General features: G+C 42.8%; 16 protein-coding genes. 15 read left to right on the forward strand and 1 reads right to left on the reverse strand.

Annotated features, from left to right (window positions below; genetic code table 11):
- The first annotated feature begins 45 nt into the window (after positions 1-45).
- The 15 genes from F947_RS09780 (at position 46) to der (ending at position 15,541) form a co-directional block, all read left to right on the forward strand.
- Entirely contained in the window at positions 46-762 is a 717-nt protein-coding gene (locus F947_RS09780; RefSeq protein ID WP_004975079.1) for a fimbrial biogenesis chaperone, read from the forward strand.
- A 3-nt stretch (positions 763-765) separates the two neighbouring features.
- Positions 766-3,075: a fimbria/pilus outer membrane usher protein gene (locus F947_RS09785; protein ID WP_004975081.1), complete on the forward strand. Its 2,310-nt coding sequence runs from the start codon at positions 766-768 to the stop codon at positions 3,073-3,075.
- Positions 3,076-3,106: 31 nt separating this feature from the next.
- Positions 3,107-3,532 carry a hypothetical protein gene (locus tag F947_RS09790; protein ID WP_004975083.1) on the forward strand — a complete coding sequence of 142 codons (426 nt, stop codon included), beginning with the start codon at positions 3,107-3,109 and terminating at the stop codon, positions 3,530-3,532.
- 266 nt (positions 3,533-3,798) lie between these two features.
- Complete coding sequence (locus F947_RS09795; protein WP_004975085.1) at positions 3,799-5,082, forward strand: glycosyltransferase family 4 protein; 1,284 nt, start codon at positions 3,799-3,801, stop codon at positions 5,080-5,082.
- 25 nt (positions 5,083-5,107) lie between these two features.
- Positions 5,108-5,659 (forward strand): phosphatase PAP2 family protein, encoded by a 552-nt coding sequence (locus F947_RS09800; RefSeq protein WP_004975087.1) that lies wholly within the window; start codon positions 5,108-5,110, stop codon positions 5,657-5,659.
- 101 nt (positions 5,660-5,760) lie between these two features.
- Positions 5,761-5,961: a Fe-S cluster assembly protein IscX gene (gene iscX / locus F947_RS09805; RefSeq protein WP_004975089.1), complete on the forward strand. Its 201-nt coding sequence runs from the start codon at positions 5,761-5,763 to the stop codon at positions 5,959-5,961.
- A 161-nt stretch (positions 5,962-6,122) separates the two neighbouring features.
- Positions 6,123-6,554 carry a nucleoside-diphosphate kinase gene (gene ndk / locus F947_RS09810; protein WP_004975092.1) on the forward strand — a complete coding sequence of 144 codons (432 nt, stop codon included), beginning with the start codon at positions 6,123-6,125 and terminating at the stop codon, positions 6,552-6,554.
- Positions 6,555-6,690: 136 nt separating this feature from the next.
- The gene (gene rlmN / locus F947_RS09815; RefSeq protein ID WP_004975094.1) at positions 6,691-7,923 is read left to right on the forward strand and encodes a dual-specificity RNA methyltransferase RlmN; all 1,233 of its coding nucleotides are present in this window, start codon (positions 6,691-6,693) and stop codon (positions 7,921-7,923) included.
- 75 nt (positions 7,924-7,998) lie between these two features.
- Entirely contained in the window at positions 7,999-8,787 is a 789-nt protein-coding gene (pilW, locus tag F947_RS09820) for a type IV pilus biogenesis/stability protein PilW (protein WP_371971077.1), read from the forward strand.
- Positions 8,778-9,587: a helix-turn-helix domain-containing protein gene (locus tag F947_RS09825; RefSeq protein WP_004975098.1), complete on the forward strand. Its 810-nt coding sequence runs from the start codon at positions 8,778-8,780 to the stop codon at positions 9,585-9,587. The genes pilW and F947_RS09825 overlap by 10 nt, the downstream gene beginning before the upstream one ends.
- 22 nt (positions 9,588-9,609) lie before the next feature.
- The gene (gene ispG / locus F947_RS09830) at positions 9,610-10,731 is read left to right on the forward strand and encodes a flavodoxin-dependent (E)-4-hydroxy-3-methylbut-2-enyl-diphosphate synthase (RefSeq protein WP_004975100.1); all 1,122 of its coding nucleotides are present in this window, start codon (positions 9,610-9,612) and stop codon (positions 10,729-10,731) included.
- Between the two features lie 3 nt (positions 10,732-10,734).
- A complete protein-coding gene (gene hisS / locus F947_RS09835) occupies positions 10,735-12,030 on the forward strand; it encodes a histidine--tRNA ligase (RefSeq protein WP_004975101.1) in 1,296 nt (431 codons plus the stop codon).
- A 30-nt stretch (positions 12,031-12,060) separates the two neighbouring features.
- Positions 12,061-12,762: a YfgM family protein gene (locus F947_RS09840; protein WP_004975103.1), complete on the forward strand. Its 702-nt coding sequence runs from the start codon at positions 12,061-12,063 to the stop codon at positions 12,760-12,762.
- Entirely contained in the window at positions 12,762-13,910 is a 1,149-nt protein-coding gene (gene bamB, locus F947_RS09845) for an outer membrane protein assembly factor BamB (RefSeq protein ID WP_004975105.1), read from the forward strand. The genes F947_RS09840 and bamB overlap by 1 nt, the downstream gene beginning before the upstream one ends.
- 218 nt (positions 13,911-14,128) lie before the next feature.
- Positions 14,129-15,541: a ribosome biogenesis GTPase Der gene (gene der, locus F947_RS09850; RefSeq protein WP_004975107.1), complete on the forward strand. Its 1,413-nt coding sequence runs from the start codon at positions 14,129-14,131 to the stop codon at positions 15,539-15,541.
- Between the two features lie 93 nt (positions 15,542-15,634).
- Here der and F947_RS09855 read toward each other — a convergent pair whose 3' ends face one another.
- On the reverse strand, positions 15,635-16,408 hold the full coding sequence (locus tag F947_RS09855) for an SDR family oxidoreductase (protein WP_004975109.1): 774 nt from the start codon (positions 16,406-16,408) through the stop codon (positions 15,635-15,637).
- Positions 16,409-16,509: the final 101 nt, after the last annotated feature.

Below are 16,509 nucleotides of genomic sequence, written 5' to 3' on the forward strand. Positions count from 1 at the left end.
TTTTTAGTCTAAAGAAATACAAAATAAGACATTGCTGGGGGAAGTATGAAACGATTATTGAAATATATGCTGGTTGCAGGTTGCTTATGTGTAGAAGCTGTTTATGCAAACTTGGTCATTTCACCTACGCAAATGTATTTGGGCGATAAAGCACGACAACGCAGTGCAACAGTAGTCATGGAAGCCACCGATCTTACTGAACCGAAAAGCTTTGAAATGTCTGCCTATAAATGGTCGCAAAATGCACAGGGTGAAGATGTGCTAGAACCAGAACAAGACATCTTAATTAATCCTAAAAACTTTGTTTTACAACCGAATGCACAACAAGTGATACGCGTAGGTTTTAGCCGACCACTTTCTAAGGAAGAAATGGCGCAAGAAAAAACTTGGCGTATTGTTTTTAAAGAAATTGCCCCTGTGGTGGAAGAAGACGCCTTACAATTTTTATTTACGATTTCTGTACCGTTGTTTGTTGGTAAGCAAGATGCCATTCAGGTGACTGCAACCCCGCGTTACCAGAACGACCACTTATTTTTAGAGATAGAAAATCATGCTGCATCGCATGTGCAAATTTCTTCAATCAGCATTTTAAATCAACAAAAACAACCCATTGCAACCACACGTGAAATGAAATATTTGTTAAATCAACAAAAACACAGCTTTGATATGGGGCAAATCAAACTTAGTGATTTGAAAAATTACATACTCAAACTTGAAACAGATAAAAGTGAGCAAGCCATTGAGTTAAAAATGAAGGGCTAAATCATGCATAGAACTCGACTGTTTTTTGCGCTGCAATGTGTCCTGTGGGGGATACCATTACCTGCCAATGCTGCCAATGCTGAAATGGCGTTGAATAGTGTTTGGCTGAATGGCGTAGATCGTGTCATTGAAAGTTTGGTGTTGCAGCAGGATGGGCAACGCTATATGGAATGCGAGGTCTTGCAGCAACTTGGTTTACAGCAAGACCGTTTACAAAAACACAGTGCACAAACTCAGTTCTGTTCTGTAACCACCAATGAAATTCAGTCTGAACAAGACTTTGCGCTGCAAGCGATTAAATTGACCGTACCTGCCAGCTATTTTATAGATGCACAACTGAGCCAAACCCATGCGATTCCGTCTAAAGCAGAGTTGGGCGGTTTTTTAAATTATAATGTGCTGTATGCACGTTATGATAATTACAATGAATTAAATGGTTTGGCGGAGCTTGGTATTTTTAAAGATTACTGGATTTTTAAAAATGGCATGATGTATCGCAAAGAGGCAGAACAGGATCAAGATAAGCTACTGCGTTTGAATACCAGTTTTGAAATTGAATTTCCATCACGTTATCAGCGTTTAACTTTGGGTGATAACACCAGCGTTTACAATCCTTTATTAGATACATTCAGATTTGGTGGTGTGTCTTTTGGTTCAAATTTTAGTAGTTATCCAGACTTTATTTATTGGAATGTACCCACCTTAAGAGGCAGTGCTGTACTGCCATCCACCGTCGATTTATACATTAATGGCATCAATCTATATCAGCAACAAGTGACGCCTGGGCACTATACCTTAAATACGGGTGCAAATATTCAGCAGTCGGGCGAGGCGCAAGTGGTGGTGGAAGATGTATTGGGAAATCGTACCGTGCAATCTTTTCCAGTTTATGTCACCACGCAACTACTCAAACCAGGACTGAACGAATACAACTTTTCTGCAGGAAAGCTGCGTTATGACTACGACTACGTGTCGGATGATTATCGGGAGTTTTTTGGCAACCTTTATTTCAGACGTGGAATTACAGACAGCACGACTTTAGGAACCAATTTAAGTTATAGCAAAGATGTGCAGAATGTCGGGTTGCTATGGACGCAATCTCTCAGCAAATATGCCTTGTTAGATACGCATGCTGCGTCTAGCCACAGTGATTGGGGCGATGGTTATACCTTTGGCGCTTCGTTAAGCCGTAATGGAAGTCGGGTTGCACTTGGTGCAAGTCATAAATACTACAGTCCTGAATATCGTGGTTTGGGTTATAGCGATATGACACAAACAGTGGAATACGACAACTTAGCTTATGTCAGTATTTTCAATATTCCTTTCATTAATACCTTAAATGTGAACTATCTAGAGCGCCGTTATCATCCCAATGCAAATAATAGCTTTGCAGATAGCCAAATGCTTACAGTTGGTTTTTCTCGTATGTTTGGGCGTCAAACTTCACTGTCGTTTTCTTATTATAAAGATTTGAAAGTGCAGGATAGTGACGGGGCATATTTAACACTGAATTATCAATTTGACCAACGCCGCAGTGCGCAGCTTTCGCATAATTTTGATGAGCAAACCCAGTTGCGTTATGCACAGAGCAGCCTGACGCAAAATGGTGTGGATTACACTCTTGCTGTGCGTCACCAACAAACAGAAGGGGATATTGGGGTAAATGCCTATACCGCCCTGAAAATGCCGATGGGTAATTTATATTTAAGCCACGATGAAAGTGAACGCTTTAGCTACAGTCAAGCCAATTATCAGGGTGCAGTAGTGTGGTTAGACCGTAAATGGGCCATGACCAAATATGTAGACAATGCTTTTGCTTTGGTGAATGTTGGTGATATTCCAAATGTGGAAGTACAACGTGCCTTAACACCTGTTGGTAAAACCAATCAACACGGTTATGTGTTTGTGCACGACATTGTGCCTTACGTCAATTACGACGTGTCTTTTGATCAAGACCAGTTAGATTTGTATGACAGCTTTGAATATTCAAGCCAAAAAGTGATTGGTATGAATCAACGCGGCTATAAAGTGAATTTCCCTGTTCAGCGTACAGGATTGATCATATTGCGTTTACTCACGCCCGATCAGCAGACCTTTGTGCAGGGCAGTGAAGTGTATTTAAGTGATGATGCAACCGAATTTGTACCTGTGGGCAGCGATGGAAAAGTACATTTATATGGTGTGAAAGCAGGCAGTTATACGCTGAAGGTTAAAACCAAAGGTGGAAAAGTTTGCCATAGTTCACTTGAAGTCCCTCAAATTAAAGCAGGCACTGTTCCACAAACCAGACAGTTAGATTTGATTTGTCAGTAAGTATATCAGCAGGATGATTGAGGATGAGAACATGAAAAAATTAGGGATGGTAAAAAAATTAAGTCTAGTGCTGTGTGGATGCTGGATTTGTTTTCCTGCACAGGCTTGCACCATTGGTTCGGTCAGTGAATCTTTATTGCAAATGAGCTCACAATACCGTAGCCAGACTGCAACCAGTTTTAATGTGCGCTGTGATCGAGGTTATAGCATTCAGTTCAGTAGTCGTAATTTACGTGACAAACATGGCAGCAGTTTTGTGAATAATGGCACACACCGTTTACGCACCAGTATGAGTATTATGGGAGCAAAAACAAATCTGTGGAACACGCCCATCGCAGGGCATGTTTCTACGACAGGACATAAATACAGTGTCGCGGTACGCTTGGATGAACAACCGAGTTTGACAACGCCAGCAGGTCGTTATACCGATGAGTTGTATATTAATTTACTTTTTTAGAGGGCTTCGATGTGCAGCAGATCAGGTATTCAGCAAACAAGATATTCAGCAGGCAGGTATCCAATATCTGCTTTTTTTATCTATTTAGGGTGAATGACAGCAAACGATTTACATTAAATTTATACATAAAACTATGTGTGCAAAACTAGGTATAGGCGATCATCGAGTTGTTAAAAAAATGACAAATGTGTCACCAAAGCATCATATTACTGCAATGCAGCTGCTCTATGCTAGCAAGCATAAAATAAGAATTGAGCAAAAAGGCGATGAGCAATGTATTGGCAAAGCAGAGCAGTAAATTAGAGCGTTACAGCGATGCATTTAAATTTCATTTCAAACAAGATCAAAAACAAAAAAGCAGCCAGCCTACCTCTGAACTCTCAGACCTTGTCCGCCCACGTTTAAAAATTGCCCTTGTAACAGAAACTTGGCCACCTGAAATTAATGGTGTGGCACGTTCACTGTTGCAGCTTTGCAAAGGATTGCAGGAACTTGGACACAAAATTTTATTGATTCGCCCTGAACAAAAACAAGCCTGCACTCAATTCCAACCGTATCAAGAATGTCTGGTAAAAGCACAAGCCATTCCTAAATATCATAATTTACAATTTGGCTGGCCGCAGTGGTCTAAACTTTCGCAGGCTTTAGATGAGTTTCAACCTGATGTGGTGCATATCGTCACTGAAGGCCCTTTAGGGCTTGCCAGTTTACATATTGCAAAATCAAAAAATATTCCAGTATCAAGTGGTTTTCACTCCGCATTTCAAGATTTTAGCCGTTTTTTCGATTTGGCATTTTTACTCAAGCCAATTCAGCACTATCTAAAATGGTTTCATAACAATACCTCGCTGACGTGTGTGCCAAGTAGCCATACTGAAAAATCATTGCGTCAGTTTGGTGTGCAAGGGCCTTTGGTGGTGGTTGGGCGTGGTGTCAATGTTGAATATTTTTCACCAGATTTTCATTCTACCCAACTGCGAGCAAGCTGGGGTGCGAGTGAAAATACGCGGGTGATGTTGTATGTAGGGCGTTTATCACCTGAAAAAGAAGTCAATCTTATTATTAATGCCTATCAGCGTATGCCAAAAAATACCGAACAGCCTGTGAAATTGGTGATTGTTGGAGATGGGCCAGACCGTGAACGTTTAGAAGCCATGAACGCTCAGGGAGATATCATTTTTACAGGTAGTTTAAGTGGCACAGCACTTGCACAAGCCTATGCCAGTGCCGATGTGTTTGCTTTTGCCAGTCAGGTCGAAACCTTTGGCAATGTCGTGTTAGAAGCTATGGCCAGTGGCTTGCCTGTCATTGCTTATGACTATGCTTGCGCACGTTTACATCTAAAACCGAATGAAACAGGCTGGTTGAGTCCACTCGGTCAGCCAGAAGATTTGGTCGGTCATATCCACCGACTTCCCGATCTTACAACCCTTAGACAGATGGGCGAACACGCCCGCAAAGCGACTTTAAATATTGGCTGGCAGTATCCAGTCCAACAATTTGAGCAGGCGTTATATCTGGTGGCGAAGGAGCTACACATGCCATCTTAGCTATACGCCAAAGAGGAGAGAACTGATGAAGTTTAAAAATGCAAAAATAAGAATGCTGGATCTCGACTTAAAAGGCTGTTTGTATCTTAACCATTTTTCCCACTCTCAGCGGGTGGCACAATTTTTTAAAGTTATTAGCCGTTTGGGCGATGGTGTGTTCTGGTATGTCATGCTCGCAAGTGCATGGATGATGCAGGGCATTGGTTATAGTTTACAAATTATTTATCTGTTGTTAGGCGGATCTGTCGGCACAGGTATTTATAAATATTTAAAACAAAAAACCGTCCGTCCACGTCCGTATCAGGTACACCAAGTGATCCGTTTGGGTGAACGTCCCTTAGATCATTTTAGCTTCCCATCAGGTCACACTTTGCATGCAGTCATGACCACAACGGTTTTGGGTTATATCCAGCCAGTATTGTTGATGTTGATGTTGCCCTTTACGATTTTGGTGGCCGTTTCCCGTATGATTTTAGGCTTGCACTATCCGAGTGATGTGGCAGTCGGGGCGATGATTGGCGGTTCAGTGGCGAGTGCGATTATTTTGGCTGCACCTTATGTAAATATTGTTTTATAAGCTTGGATAAAACCAAATCGAAAATTCAGTGCAGTAATGGCAGGCAGCCCATGCGAAATTTGTTAAAGTAGTCGCTGTCTTGACTAGAATAGGGAATACACATGGGTTTACGTTGGACGGACAGCATCGACATTGCCATTGAGTTATATGAGGCGCATCCCGATGTCGATCCGCAATGGATTCGTTTTACCGATTTGCACGCTTGGGTCTGTGCTTTGCCAGAGTTTCAAGATGATCCCGAAAAATCGACTGAAGGCATCTTAGAAGCCATTCAAATGGCGTGGATTGACGAAGCACGTTAATCTAGCGGTGTGAAGCAAGATTGATTTGCCGATCAAGGTCCTGCACAATGCGCTTCATATCGAAAAAAGCAATTTTTTTACACATCAAAAGCAGAAAATAGCCCATTATTCGGTATAATGCGGCAAAATTTTCGCGTCAACATTGACTTAAGGAGCCAATCATGGCTATTGAACGTACTTTATCTATCGTAAAACCAGATGCAGTTGCTAAAAACCACATCGGTGACATCTTTGCTCGTTTCGAAAAAGCTGGTCTTAAAATCGTTGCGACTAAAATGAAACACCTTTCTCAAGCTGAAGCTGAAGGCTTCTACGCTGAGCACAAAGAACGTGGTTTCTTTGGTGACCTAGTTGCGTTCATGACTTCTGGTCCAGTCGTTGTTTCAGTTCTTGAAGGTGAAAACGCAGTTCTTGCTCACCGTGAAATTTTAGGTGCAACAAACCCTAAAGAAGCTGCACCTGGTACAATCCGTGCAGATTTCGCTGTAAGCATCGATGAAAACGCTGCTCACGGTTCAGACTCAGTTGCATCTGCAGAGCGTGAAGTAAACTACTTCTTTGCTCAAACTGAAGTTTGCCCACGTACTCGTTAATACGCAGTATTCAAACCAGATAAGTGTTATTATGCTTATCTGGTTTTTTATTCTCCGATTTTTATTTTCTGAATAAACCTTTGCTCACCTCTTGAGCTTCTCCTTTCATCTTTAGACATGGTTTAGGTATACACACATGAGTACAGAAGTCCTCGCTGCATCTGCGACAGATGTTCAGCAAGCATCTGCGTCCGCTCCTGCACAGTCTGCGACTGCAGAGAAAGTGAATCTCCTTGGCATGTCACGTCCACAAATGGAAAAATTCTTTGAAGATTTAGGCGAGAAGAAATTCCGTGCAGGGCAGGTGATGAAATGGATTCACCAGTTTTTTGTTACAGATTTTGCTGAAATGACCAATATTTCAGGCAAGTTACGTGAAAAACTGGAAAAGATTTGTGAAATTAAAGCGCCTGAAGTGGTGCATAAAAATTATTCTAAAGACGGTACTCGTAAGTGGGTATTCCGTGTTGGTGATGGTGAAGGCTCATTGGTCGAAACCGTTCTGATTCCTGCCGAAGACAAAACTGGCTCACGTAAAACCCTGTGTATTTCATCGCAAGTAGGTTGTGCACTGGACTGTTCATTTTGTTCTACGGGTAAACAAGGTTTTCAGCGTGACCTAACCCAAGCCGAAATTATTGGTCAGTTGTGGATGGCAAACTATTCCTATATGGAAGATGTGCCTGTGATTGAACGTGAGCGTTCTGTGACCAACGTGGTGATGATGGGTATGGGCGAACCGTTGTTGAATTACGATGCCGTCTTGAACGCCATGCGCATTATGCTAGATGACTTTGCTTATGGCATGTCTAAGCGTCGTGTGACTTTATCGACTTCGGGTGTTGTACCTAAAATTGACCAATTGGCACAAGATATTGATGTGGCTTTGGCAATTTCTTTGCACGCCACCAATAACGAACTGCGTGATGAACTTGTTCCAATCAATAAAAAATATCCATTGGAACAATTAATCGCAGCTTGTCAGCGTTATATTGGCAAAGATGGCAACGAAAGTGCGCGTAAACACGTGACCATTGAATATGTCATGTTAGATGGTGTAAATGACCATCCTGAACATGCGCAGCAAATGATTAAGCTACTCAAGAACCTGCCAAGCAAGATTAATTTGATTCCATTTAACCCATTTCCGCACGCGCCGTATGGACGTTCAAGCCGAAATCGAATTATTTCTTTCCAAAAAACTTTGTCTGATGCAGGTTTTGTGTGTACGATTCGTCAGACACGTGGTGATGATATTGATGCTGCGTGTGGGCAATTGGTTGGACAAGTGGCAGACCGCACCCGCCGTGCCGAACAGTGGAAAAAGAAAGTTGCAGCGCAAAATGAAATCATACGCTCGCAAGGATAATGACTTGTATAGATAACTAACTTGCATCGAACGAAGACGCAAAGGGGATGTCCATTGAATAAGCCTGTATTTAAAATCGCACAAATTACAACTGTTTGTATTTCGGCAATTTTTGCTGCAGCTTGTCAAACCACAGCTCCAACCTTAGGGCAAAAAGACCCTGAAAAAGCGGTGCAAGTACGTACGCAGTTGGCAGCAGAATACTTAAAAAATGGCGATTTAGACTCAGCCAAACGCGCACTTGATCAAGCTTTGGAAAGCGATTCACGTGATTCCACCGCTAATATGATGATGGGCGTGTTGCTGCAACAAGAAGGCAGCAAGCTGAATTTAGAAAAAGCCGATGCGTATTTTAAGCGTGCCATTGCCGCTGACCCAAAAAATGCACAAGCGCGTAACAACTATGGTACGTATTTATATCAAGTAGAACGCTATAATGATGCGATTGAGCAGCTCAGTATTGCAGGTGCAACACTGGGTTATGATCAACGCTTTAGAGCATTGGAAAATGTAGGTCGTATTTACTTGAAATTAGGCGATATAGAGAATGCCGAAAAGTCATTCAAACAAGCCTTGCAAGCCAATCGCGATTCTTATGTTTCAATGTTAGAGTTGTCGGAAATTTTATATTTAAGACAACAATTTGCACCCGCGCGACAATTGTATGAACAATTTGTACGTGCTGTGGGGCAAAAAAATCAGGGTGCGCGTGCCTTATGGATTGGGATTCGTTTAGCACGTGCCAATGGCGATCAATTGGGAACTCAGGTTTTAGTGAACCAGCTGCGTGCATTATTTCCCAATAGCCAAGAATACCAACGTTATTTGCAATTACAGTACAGTACTGAGGCCGTATGGAAGTAAATCCTAATTCACCGCAACCCACACAGGGGACAACGCCTGTACCCCATGCATTAGGAAATGTTCAACGTCCAGGTGAGTACCTTCGTCAAATTCGCGTCAATCAAAAACGCGAACTGGATGATGTTTCAAAAGATTTGAAAATTCCATTAAAAACGCTGATGGCGCTAGAGCAAGACGAATATACCGCTTTGCCTGAAGCGACCTTTATTAAAGGTTATTATCGTACCTATGCCAAATATTTACAGGTCGATGCTTCAGCCATTATTCAGCGTTTTGATGAAATTTATGCCAACGATACAGGGTTGTTGCCAAATCACGCCTTGAACAATTCACCCATCAAAATTATGGGAAAACTGCCAGGCTCTAACCGCGATCGCAATAAAAAGTGGCTCACACGTATCGCTGTGATTGTGGCGGTATTGCTGTTGTTGTGGGCATTGGTCGCGCTAATTCAAAACTGGATGTCGTCTGGTCAAGAGGGTGCAGAACCTGAAATTGCAGTACTGCAATCCGATGTGCAAATCATTTCTGACAATGCGACAGGCAGCACGCCTGCACTTGCTTCGGGCGATCAGCTGAATTTGCAATTTGCTCGTCCAACTTCAGTGCATATTGTTGACTCTGCTGGCAATGTTTTAGCGACAGGACGTCAAGCCTCTACTTTAAATTTACAAGGCGAAGCCCCATTTCAAATTCGCTTAGATGATGCGACTGCTGTGTCATTAAGTTTGAACAATGAGTCGATTTCATTATCGCCATATACTGTGAACGGAAAAGCAGAATTCCGTTTATCTCGATAATGCAGCAAGGTAGAGCGATATCATGATTGTAAATCCAATTCAACGCCGTCCGACCCGTAAAATTCGTGTGGGTTCTGTCTATGTGGGTGGTGATGCGCCCATTAGCATCCAAAGTATGACCAATACGGAAACCTGCGATGTTGCTGCAACCGTGGCGCAAATTCAGCGTTGTGTAGATGCGGGCGTAGACATCATGCGTGTTTCTGTACCGACCATGGAAGCCGCAGCTGCATTTGGTGAAATTCGAAAGCAAGTATCTGTGCCGTTGGTGGCAGACATTCACTTTGACTATAAAATTGCGTTGGCAGTTGCTGATGCGGGTGCAGACTGTTTGCGGATTAACCCGGGTAATATTGGTTCGGAAGCTAAAATTCGTGAAGTCGTAGCTGCTGCCAAACATCATGATATTTCTATGCGGATTGGTGTGAATGCGGGATCGCTGGAAAAAGATATTCAGAAAAAATATGGCGAGCCGACAGGTGCAGCATTGCTGGAATCTGCTATGCGTCATATTGATATTTTAGACCGTTTAGATTTTCAGGAATTTAAAGTTTCAGTCAAAGCATCGAATGTGTTTTTAACCATGGATGCTTATCGTTTGTTATCACAACAAATTGATAATCCATTACATTTAGGCGTAACTGAAGCAGGTATTTACCGTACAGGCACCGTAAAATCTGCAATTGCCTTGGGCGGTCTGCTCATGGAAGGTATTGGCGATACTATGCGTATTTCGCTTGCGGCAGAACCTGAAGATGAAGTCAAAATCGGTTTTGATATTCTAAAATCTTTAGGTTTACGCTCTAACGGGATTAACTTTATTGCCTGCCCAAGCTGTTCACGTCAGGAATTTAACGTCATTTCTGTAATGCAGGCATTGGAGGAGCGTTTAGAAGATATTCGTACTCCAATGGATGTATCGGTCATTGGTTGTAAAGTGAATGGCCCGGGCGAAGCTAAAGAAGCTGATATTGGTGTGGTGGGCGCAAGTCCGCGTTCATTGGTTTATCGTAATGGTGAAAAGAGCCATTTAATTGATACCAATCAACTCGTTGATGAAATCGAAAGCATGGTTCGTCAGCGTGTTACAGAGCTTGAACAAGCTAAATCTAAAGAGATTATTCGTACAAATTTTTCTGAGTAAGTCATGAGTTCAATTGTTGCAATTAAAGGTTTTAATGACATTCTTCCAACGCAAACACCTGCGTGGAGACGTCTAGAGCAACATTTAGCATCTTTAATGGATGCTTATGGTTATCAACAAATTCGTTTGCCAATGGTTGAGCAAACCAATTTGTTTAAGCGTTCAATTGGTGATGCGACCGATATTGTTGAAAAAGAAATGTACACATTCTTAGACAAGGGTAATCCGCCTGAGTCTTTGACTTTGCGTCCTGAAGGAACTGCGGGTTGTGTACGTGCCATGTTAGAGCACAATTTGCTACGTGGTGCGACACCGCGCGTGTGGTATATCGGCCCAATGTTTCGTTATGAAAAACCGCAAAAAGGTCGTTATCGTCAATTCCACCAATTTGGTGTAGAAACTTTTGGCGTTGCAACACCAGATATGGATGCCGAACTTATTTTAATGACTGCGCGTTTATGGAAACGTATGGGCGTTGCCGATAAAGTTCGCTTAGAGTTGAATACGCTGGGTGAGTCGGATGAGCGCGCAGCGTATCGTGCCGCTTTGGTTGAGTTTTTGGAAGCGCACAAAGCCGATTTAGATGAAGATTCACAGCGTCGTTTAAGTACTAACCCACTGCGTATTTTGGACTCGAAAGATGCTAAAACGCAAAGCATCCTAGAAAATGCTCCAAAATTGCATGATTTTATGGGTGAAGATACGCTGAATCACTTTGCCCAATTACAGCAGTATTTAACCGATGCAGGCATTGAGTTTGTGATTAATCAAAAACTGGTACGCGGTTTAGATTATTACAATAAAACCGTTTTTGAATGGACAACCACGCATTTAGGTTCGCAAGGCACAGTTTGTGCAGGCGGGCGCTATGATGGTTTGGTTGGGCAGTTGAAGGGTAAGGCAGATCAGTCCGTACCTGCCGTGGGCTTCGCCATGGGCATTGAGCGTTTATTGTTGTTGCTTGAGCAAGTCGAAGACAATACGCCTGTACGTGATTGTGAAGTATTCTTGTTGGCAGATCCAACAACTCAAGGCAAGGCGTTGGTTTTAGCTGAGCAAATTCGTGACCAATTCGAACAAGCGGGCAGCCAGATTCGCTTAAAAGTTGGTTCACAAGGCTCAATGAAAAGCCAAATGAAAAAAGCCGATCAATCAGGTGCAATCTATGCCTTGATTTTTGGTGAGCGCGAAGCGGAAGCACAGCAATTGGCAGTGAAAACCTTGGCAACTGCTGAGCAAACGACTGTTGCAGTGACCAAAATTGTGCCTTTCATCATTGAAAAATTTTCTTCACAATAAGCCAAATAACATAAGGAAAAGGGTAATCCAATGAGCGCATTGAGTGATGACGAACAACTTGATAGTTTAAAATCGTTTGCGAAAAAATATGGTTCAGCCATGATTAGCGGGATTTTAATTGCGTTGATTGCCTTTTTCGGATGGCAATATTGGCAGAAAAAAACCTTGGCAGAGCAGCAAATGAATACTGCTAAAGTGCAACAACTGATGGATGATGCACGTACAGCAGAAGGCAATCCAGATGCCTTCAGTCAATTGTCTGCAACTGCCGATAAAATTGTGAAAGAAGCCCCTGATTCTGCGCAAGCTATTCAAACTCAATTCTTAATGGCTAAACTCGCTTACGATCAGCAAGATTTTGCTGCCGCAGAAAAAGCCTTAAAGAAAGTTGAAAACTCTAAAGTAAAAGACCAAGGCTTAGTGCAATTGGTTAAGTTGCGTTTGGCTTATGCACAGTTGGCGCAAAAGAAATACGATGAAGCTATTCAAAGTTTGGCCGCGGTGACTGATCCTGCATTTAAAGCGACTGCAGATGAAGCGCGTGGCGATGTTTATGTCGCGAAAAATGACCGTGAAAATGCCCAAAAAGCGTATCAAAGTGCATGGGATACTTTGGTGGAACGTAAACAAGAACGTCAAATTTTACAAATAAAACTCGAAAGTGTTGGTGTTTTGGTGGATGATCCTGAAATTGAACGCCCAGTATTAGACACACAAGTGGATGAGAGCTAATGAATAGAAAGTATAAAATACCGTTTGCACTGACCGTTTTAACCCTTGCTTTGGCGGGGTGTTCCACCAATAAAATTAAAGTTGCAGAAGTTAAGCCAAATCCACTGCCAAAACTTGAGCAAGCTCAAAGTCTAGTTCCTGTATTTTCACAAAGCGTTGCATCGACTACAGCAGCCGATCCATTGCGCCTGCAATTAGATGCCGAAAACGGGGTAATTTATACTGTTGATCCTAAAGGTGAGATGGCTGCCTATCAAGGCAAACAACGTCTTTGGCAAAAACAAGTGTCTAAGCAAGGCTTAACGGCAGGTGTCAATGCTGCTGAAGGCATTGTGGTTGCAGGAAATGCCAAAGGTCAATTGTTTGCTTTAGATCAGCAAACAGGTGAGCAAAAGTGGGTTGCACAGTTAACAGGTGCAATTCTTGCGCCATCGTTAATTCAGGCGGGTCGTGTGGTGACTGTAAGTAATGACGGCACGGTATATGCACACAATGCCGAAACAGGTCAGTTGGTGTGGACTTACAACTTGCCAAACGTGCAATTTAGTTTGCGTGGTATGGCTGCACCTGTGGCGCTCGATTCACGTACTGTACTGATTGCTTCTGCAAATGCCTATGTCTATGCACTGGATATTGTTACAGGCGTACCACGTATGCAGCGCCGCGTTGCCATTAGTGAAGGCCGTTCAGACATTCAACGCTTAAATGACATTGATGGCGACCCAGTGGTTGCTGGTCAATTCTTGGTGACCACAAGCTACCAAGGTCAGGTCACCGTATTGGACTTGGCTTCACAACAAGTGATTTGGAGTGAAGATGCAAGCAGTACCAAACGTCCAGAAGTTGCGGGGAATGGTGTATTTGTCAGCACTGCAGATGGTAAAATTGCAGCTTACGAAATCACATCAGGACAAGCACTTTGGGAAAATGACAGTTTGCTCAACCGTCGTTTATCTAATCCTGTGTTGTTTGGACAATATTTAGTGGTTGGTGATTTAGATGGTGTTTTACACCTCATTGATCCAAGCTCAGGGCAACTGGTTGGACGTTCAAAAACCAATGGCGAAGTCCGTTCATTGCGTGTAATTGACAATCAACTCTATGTCGCAACGCAAAAGGGCGCATTAAGCGTTTGGCAGAACCGCTAATTTTGTTCTGACTTTTATGCTAAAATAGTTGTCCGTATTTTTACGCGGGGTAATTGAATCATCAATGCCCCGTGTTTTTATTTAATAGAGTGGTCGATGTTCTCTCTGTCGTTTGCGTGGTCGCAACGCTGAACCCAACATCCATACTCTGTTCTTTCTTCCACAGTTTCGGATGTACAGACCATTGAAACTGACTGATCTTGAATAAAGGTTAATCTATGAAACCCGTAATTGCGCTCATTGGTCGTCCGAACGTCGGAAAATCAACGCTGTTTAACCAGATTACCAAGAGCCGTGATGCACTTGTTGCTGACTTTGCAGGTCTGACACGTGACCGCAAATATGGTGATGCAACCTATCAAAATAAATCTTTCATTGTGGTCGATACTGGCGGTATTGGCGAAAGTGAAGGTGGCATCGACTCTTACATGGCTGAACAATCTAAAACAGCCATCCATGAAGCCGATATGATCATTTTTGTGGTCGATGCACGTGCAGGCTTGTTGGCATCGGATGAGCAAATTGCGCGTGAATTGCGTACTTTGGGCAAAAAAGTATTCTTGGTGGCGAACAAAGTAGATGGCGTACATGCCGAAGCCGCTTTGGTTGAGTTCTTTAAACTGGGTATGGGCGAGCCATTGCAAGTGGCTGCTAGCCATGGTCGAGGCGTTCAGCAAATGCTGGAAGACGTTTTGGCAGATGTTCCTGAAGATGAAAACCCAGATGCACATGATCAAGACACAGGTTTGCGTTTAGCCATTATTGGACGTCCAAACGTGGGTAAATCGACACTGGTTAACCGTTTATTGGGTGAAGAACGTGTAGTGGCATACGATCAGCCAGGTACGACACGTGACTCAGTCTATATTCCGTTTGAGCGCAACGAACGTAAATACACCTTGATTGATACTGCAGGTGTGCGTCGTAAAGGTAAGGTCGATGAAATGATCGAGAAATTCTCGATTGTGAAAACCTTGCAAGCCATGAAAGATGCACACGTGGTGGTGATTGTGGTTGATGCACGTGATGGTATTGTCGAGCAAGATTTGCACTTAATTGGTTACGCACTTGAAGCAGGGCGTGCCATGGTGATTGCGATTAACAAATGGGACAATATGTCCGAATATGATCGCAAACAATGTAAGTTAGATGTTGAGCGTCGTTTTGACTTTATTCCATGGGCAAAAATCCACCTGATTTCTGCCTTGCATGGTACAGGCGTGGGTGACTTATATCCATCTATCCACCGTGCGTATGAGTCATCGCACTTAAAAGTGTCACCTGCCAAATTGACGCAAATTTTGAATGACGCAACAGATGCACACCATCCACCTAAAGTGCAAGGTCGCGCTATTAAAATGCGTTATGCACACATGGGTGGACAGAACCCGCCAACCATCGTGATTCATGGTAATAAGGTCGATAAAACTCCTGCAGATTACCGTCGTTATTTAGAAAACGTGTTCCGTAAAGTCTATAAGCTAGAAGGTACACCTGTAAAAATTGAATTTAAAACCTCTGAAAACCCATTTGAAGGGCGTAAGTCACAAGTGGATGAGCGTACTGCGGCACGTCGTCGTCGTTATGTGCAGAAGTTTAAGAAAGCCGAGAAGAAGTTTAAGCGAGGCTAAGGCTTAAATTTTGACGCGTTTGATTAAAAAATCCCGAATGTGAATTCGGGATTTTTTTTGAGCAACTTAATTTAAATATAGATAGATGTAGAATTAATGACGCTTCGCCAACAAGCTATTCGACAGACGATTTAACCATTGTGGGCTAATACTCGAAAGTTGCATTAGGGTTTTGGCTTTTAAACCGACCGCACGATGCGTATTGGTCAGAATCGAATCTTTAACCGTCGCTTGTTGATACACCACCTGGGCGACATCTTCTGTCGATAAATGCACGCCCATGTTTTGAATGGTGGCTGCATCCATATCTTTCACCATTGCAGTTTGTACAAATAGCGGCATGACATCTAAGACCCGAGTGCCGTATTTTTGCCACTCTATATCTAAACCTTCCGTAATGCCACGTACTGCAAATTTGGAAGCAGAATAAGAAATTAAATCGGCTTGTCCATAAATCGCAGATGCCGAAGACAGGTTAATCACCCGTGCAAAACTTGCTTGTTTTAAATAAGGCAAAGCCGCATGACAACCGTTTAATACACCATTCACATTCACTGCCATAGTCCGATGATGCGCTTCTATGGGTGTGTCTTCAAATGCGCCTGAGTAGAGAATTCCTGCATTATTCACCAAAATATTCAATTCACCTGCCCATTGGCAAAAATCGGATAATGCAGCTTGCCAACTGGCATAGTCTGCTACATCAAGCAAACCTGCATGCGCACGCTCACCCAATTGTTCTGCCAATTGCTGTGCTTGTGTGAGATGAATATCATAAATACCGACACGGTAACCTTGCCGATAAAACAATTGTGCGATTGCCGCACCAATGCCTTGTGCAGCGCCACTAATCAAGATACTGTGCATTTGAACTTGCTCCCTGATGTTATTTTTGTTGTGCATATCGTCCTTGCCGTCTGAGCATAACAAAAAAATGGTGCATTCGTGCAATAAATTGAAATAAGGAA

Origin of the sequence: Acinetobacter towneri DSM 14962 = CIP 107472 (assembly GCF_000368785.1) — a bacterium.
Classification (GTDB): Bacteria; Pseudomonadota; Gammaproteobacteria; order Pseudomonadales; family Moraxellaceae; genus Acinetobacter; species Acinetobacter towneri.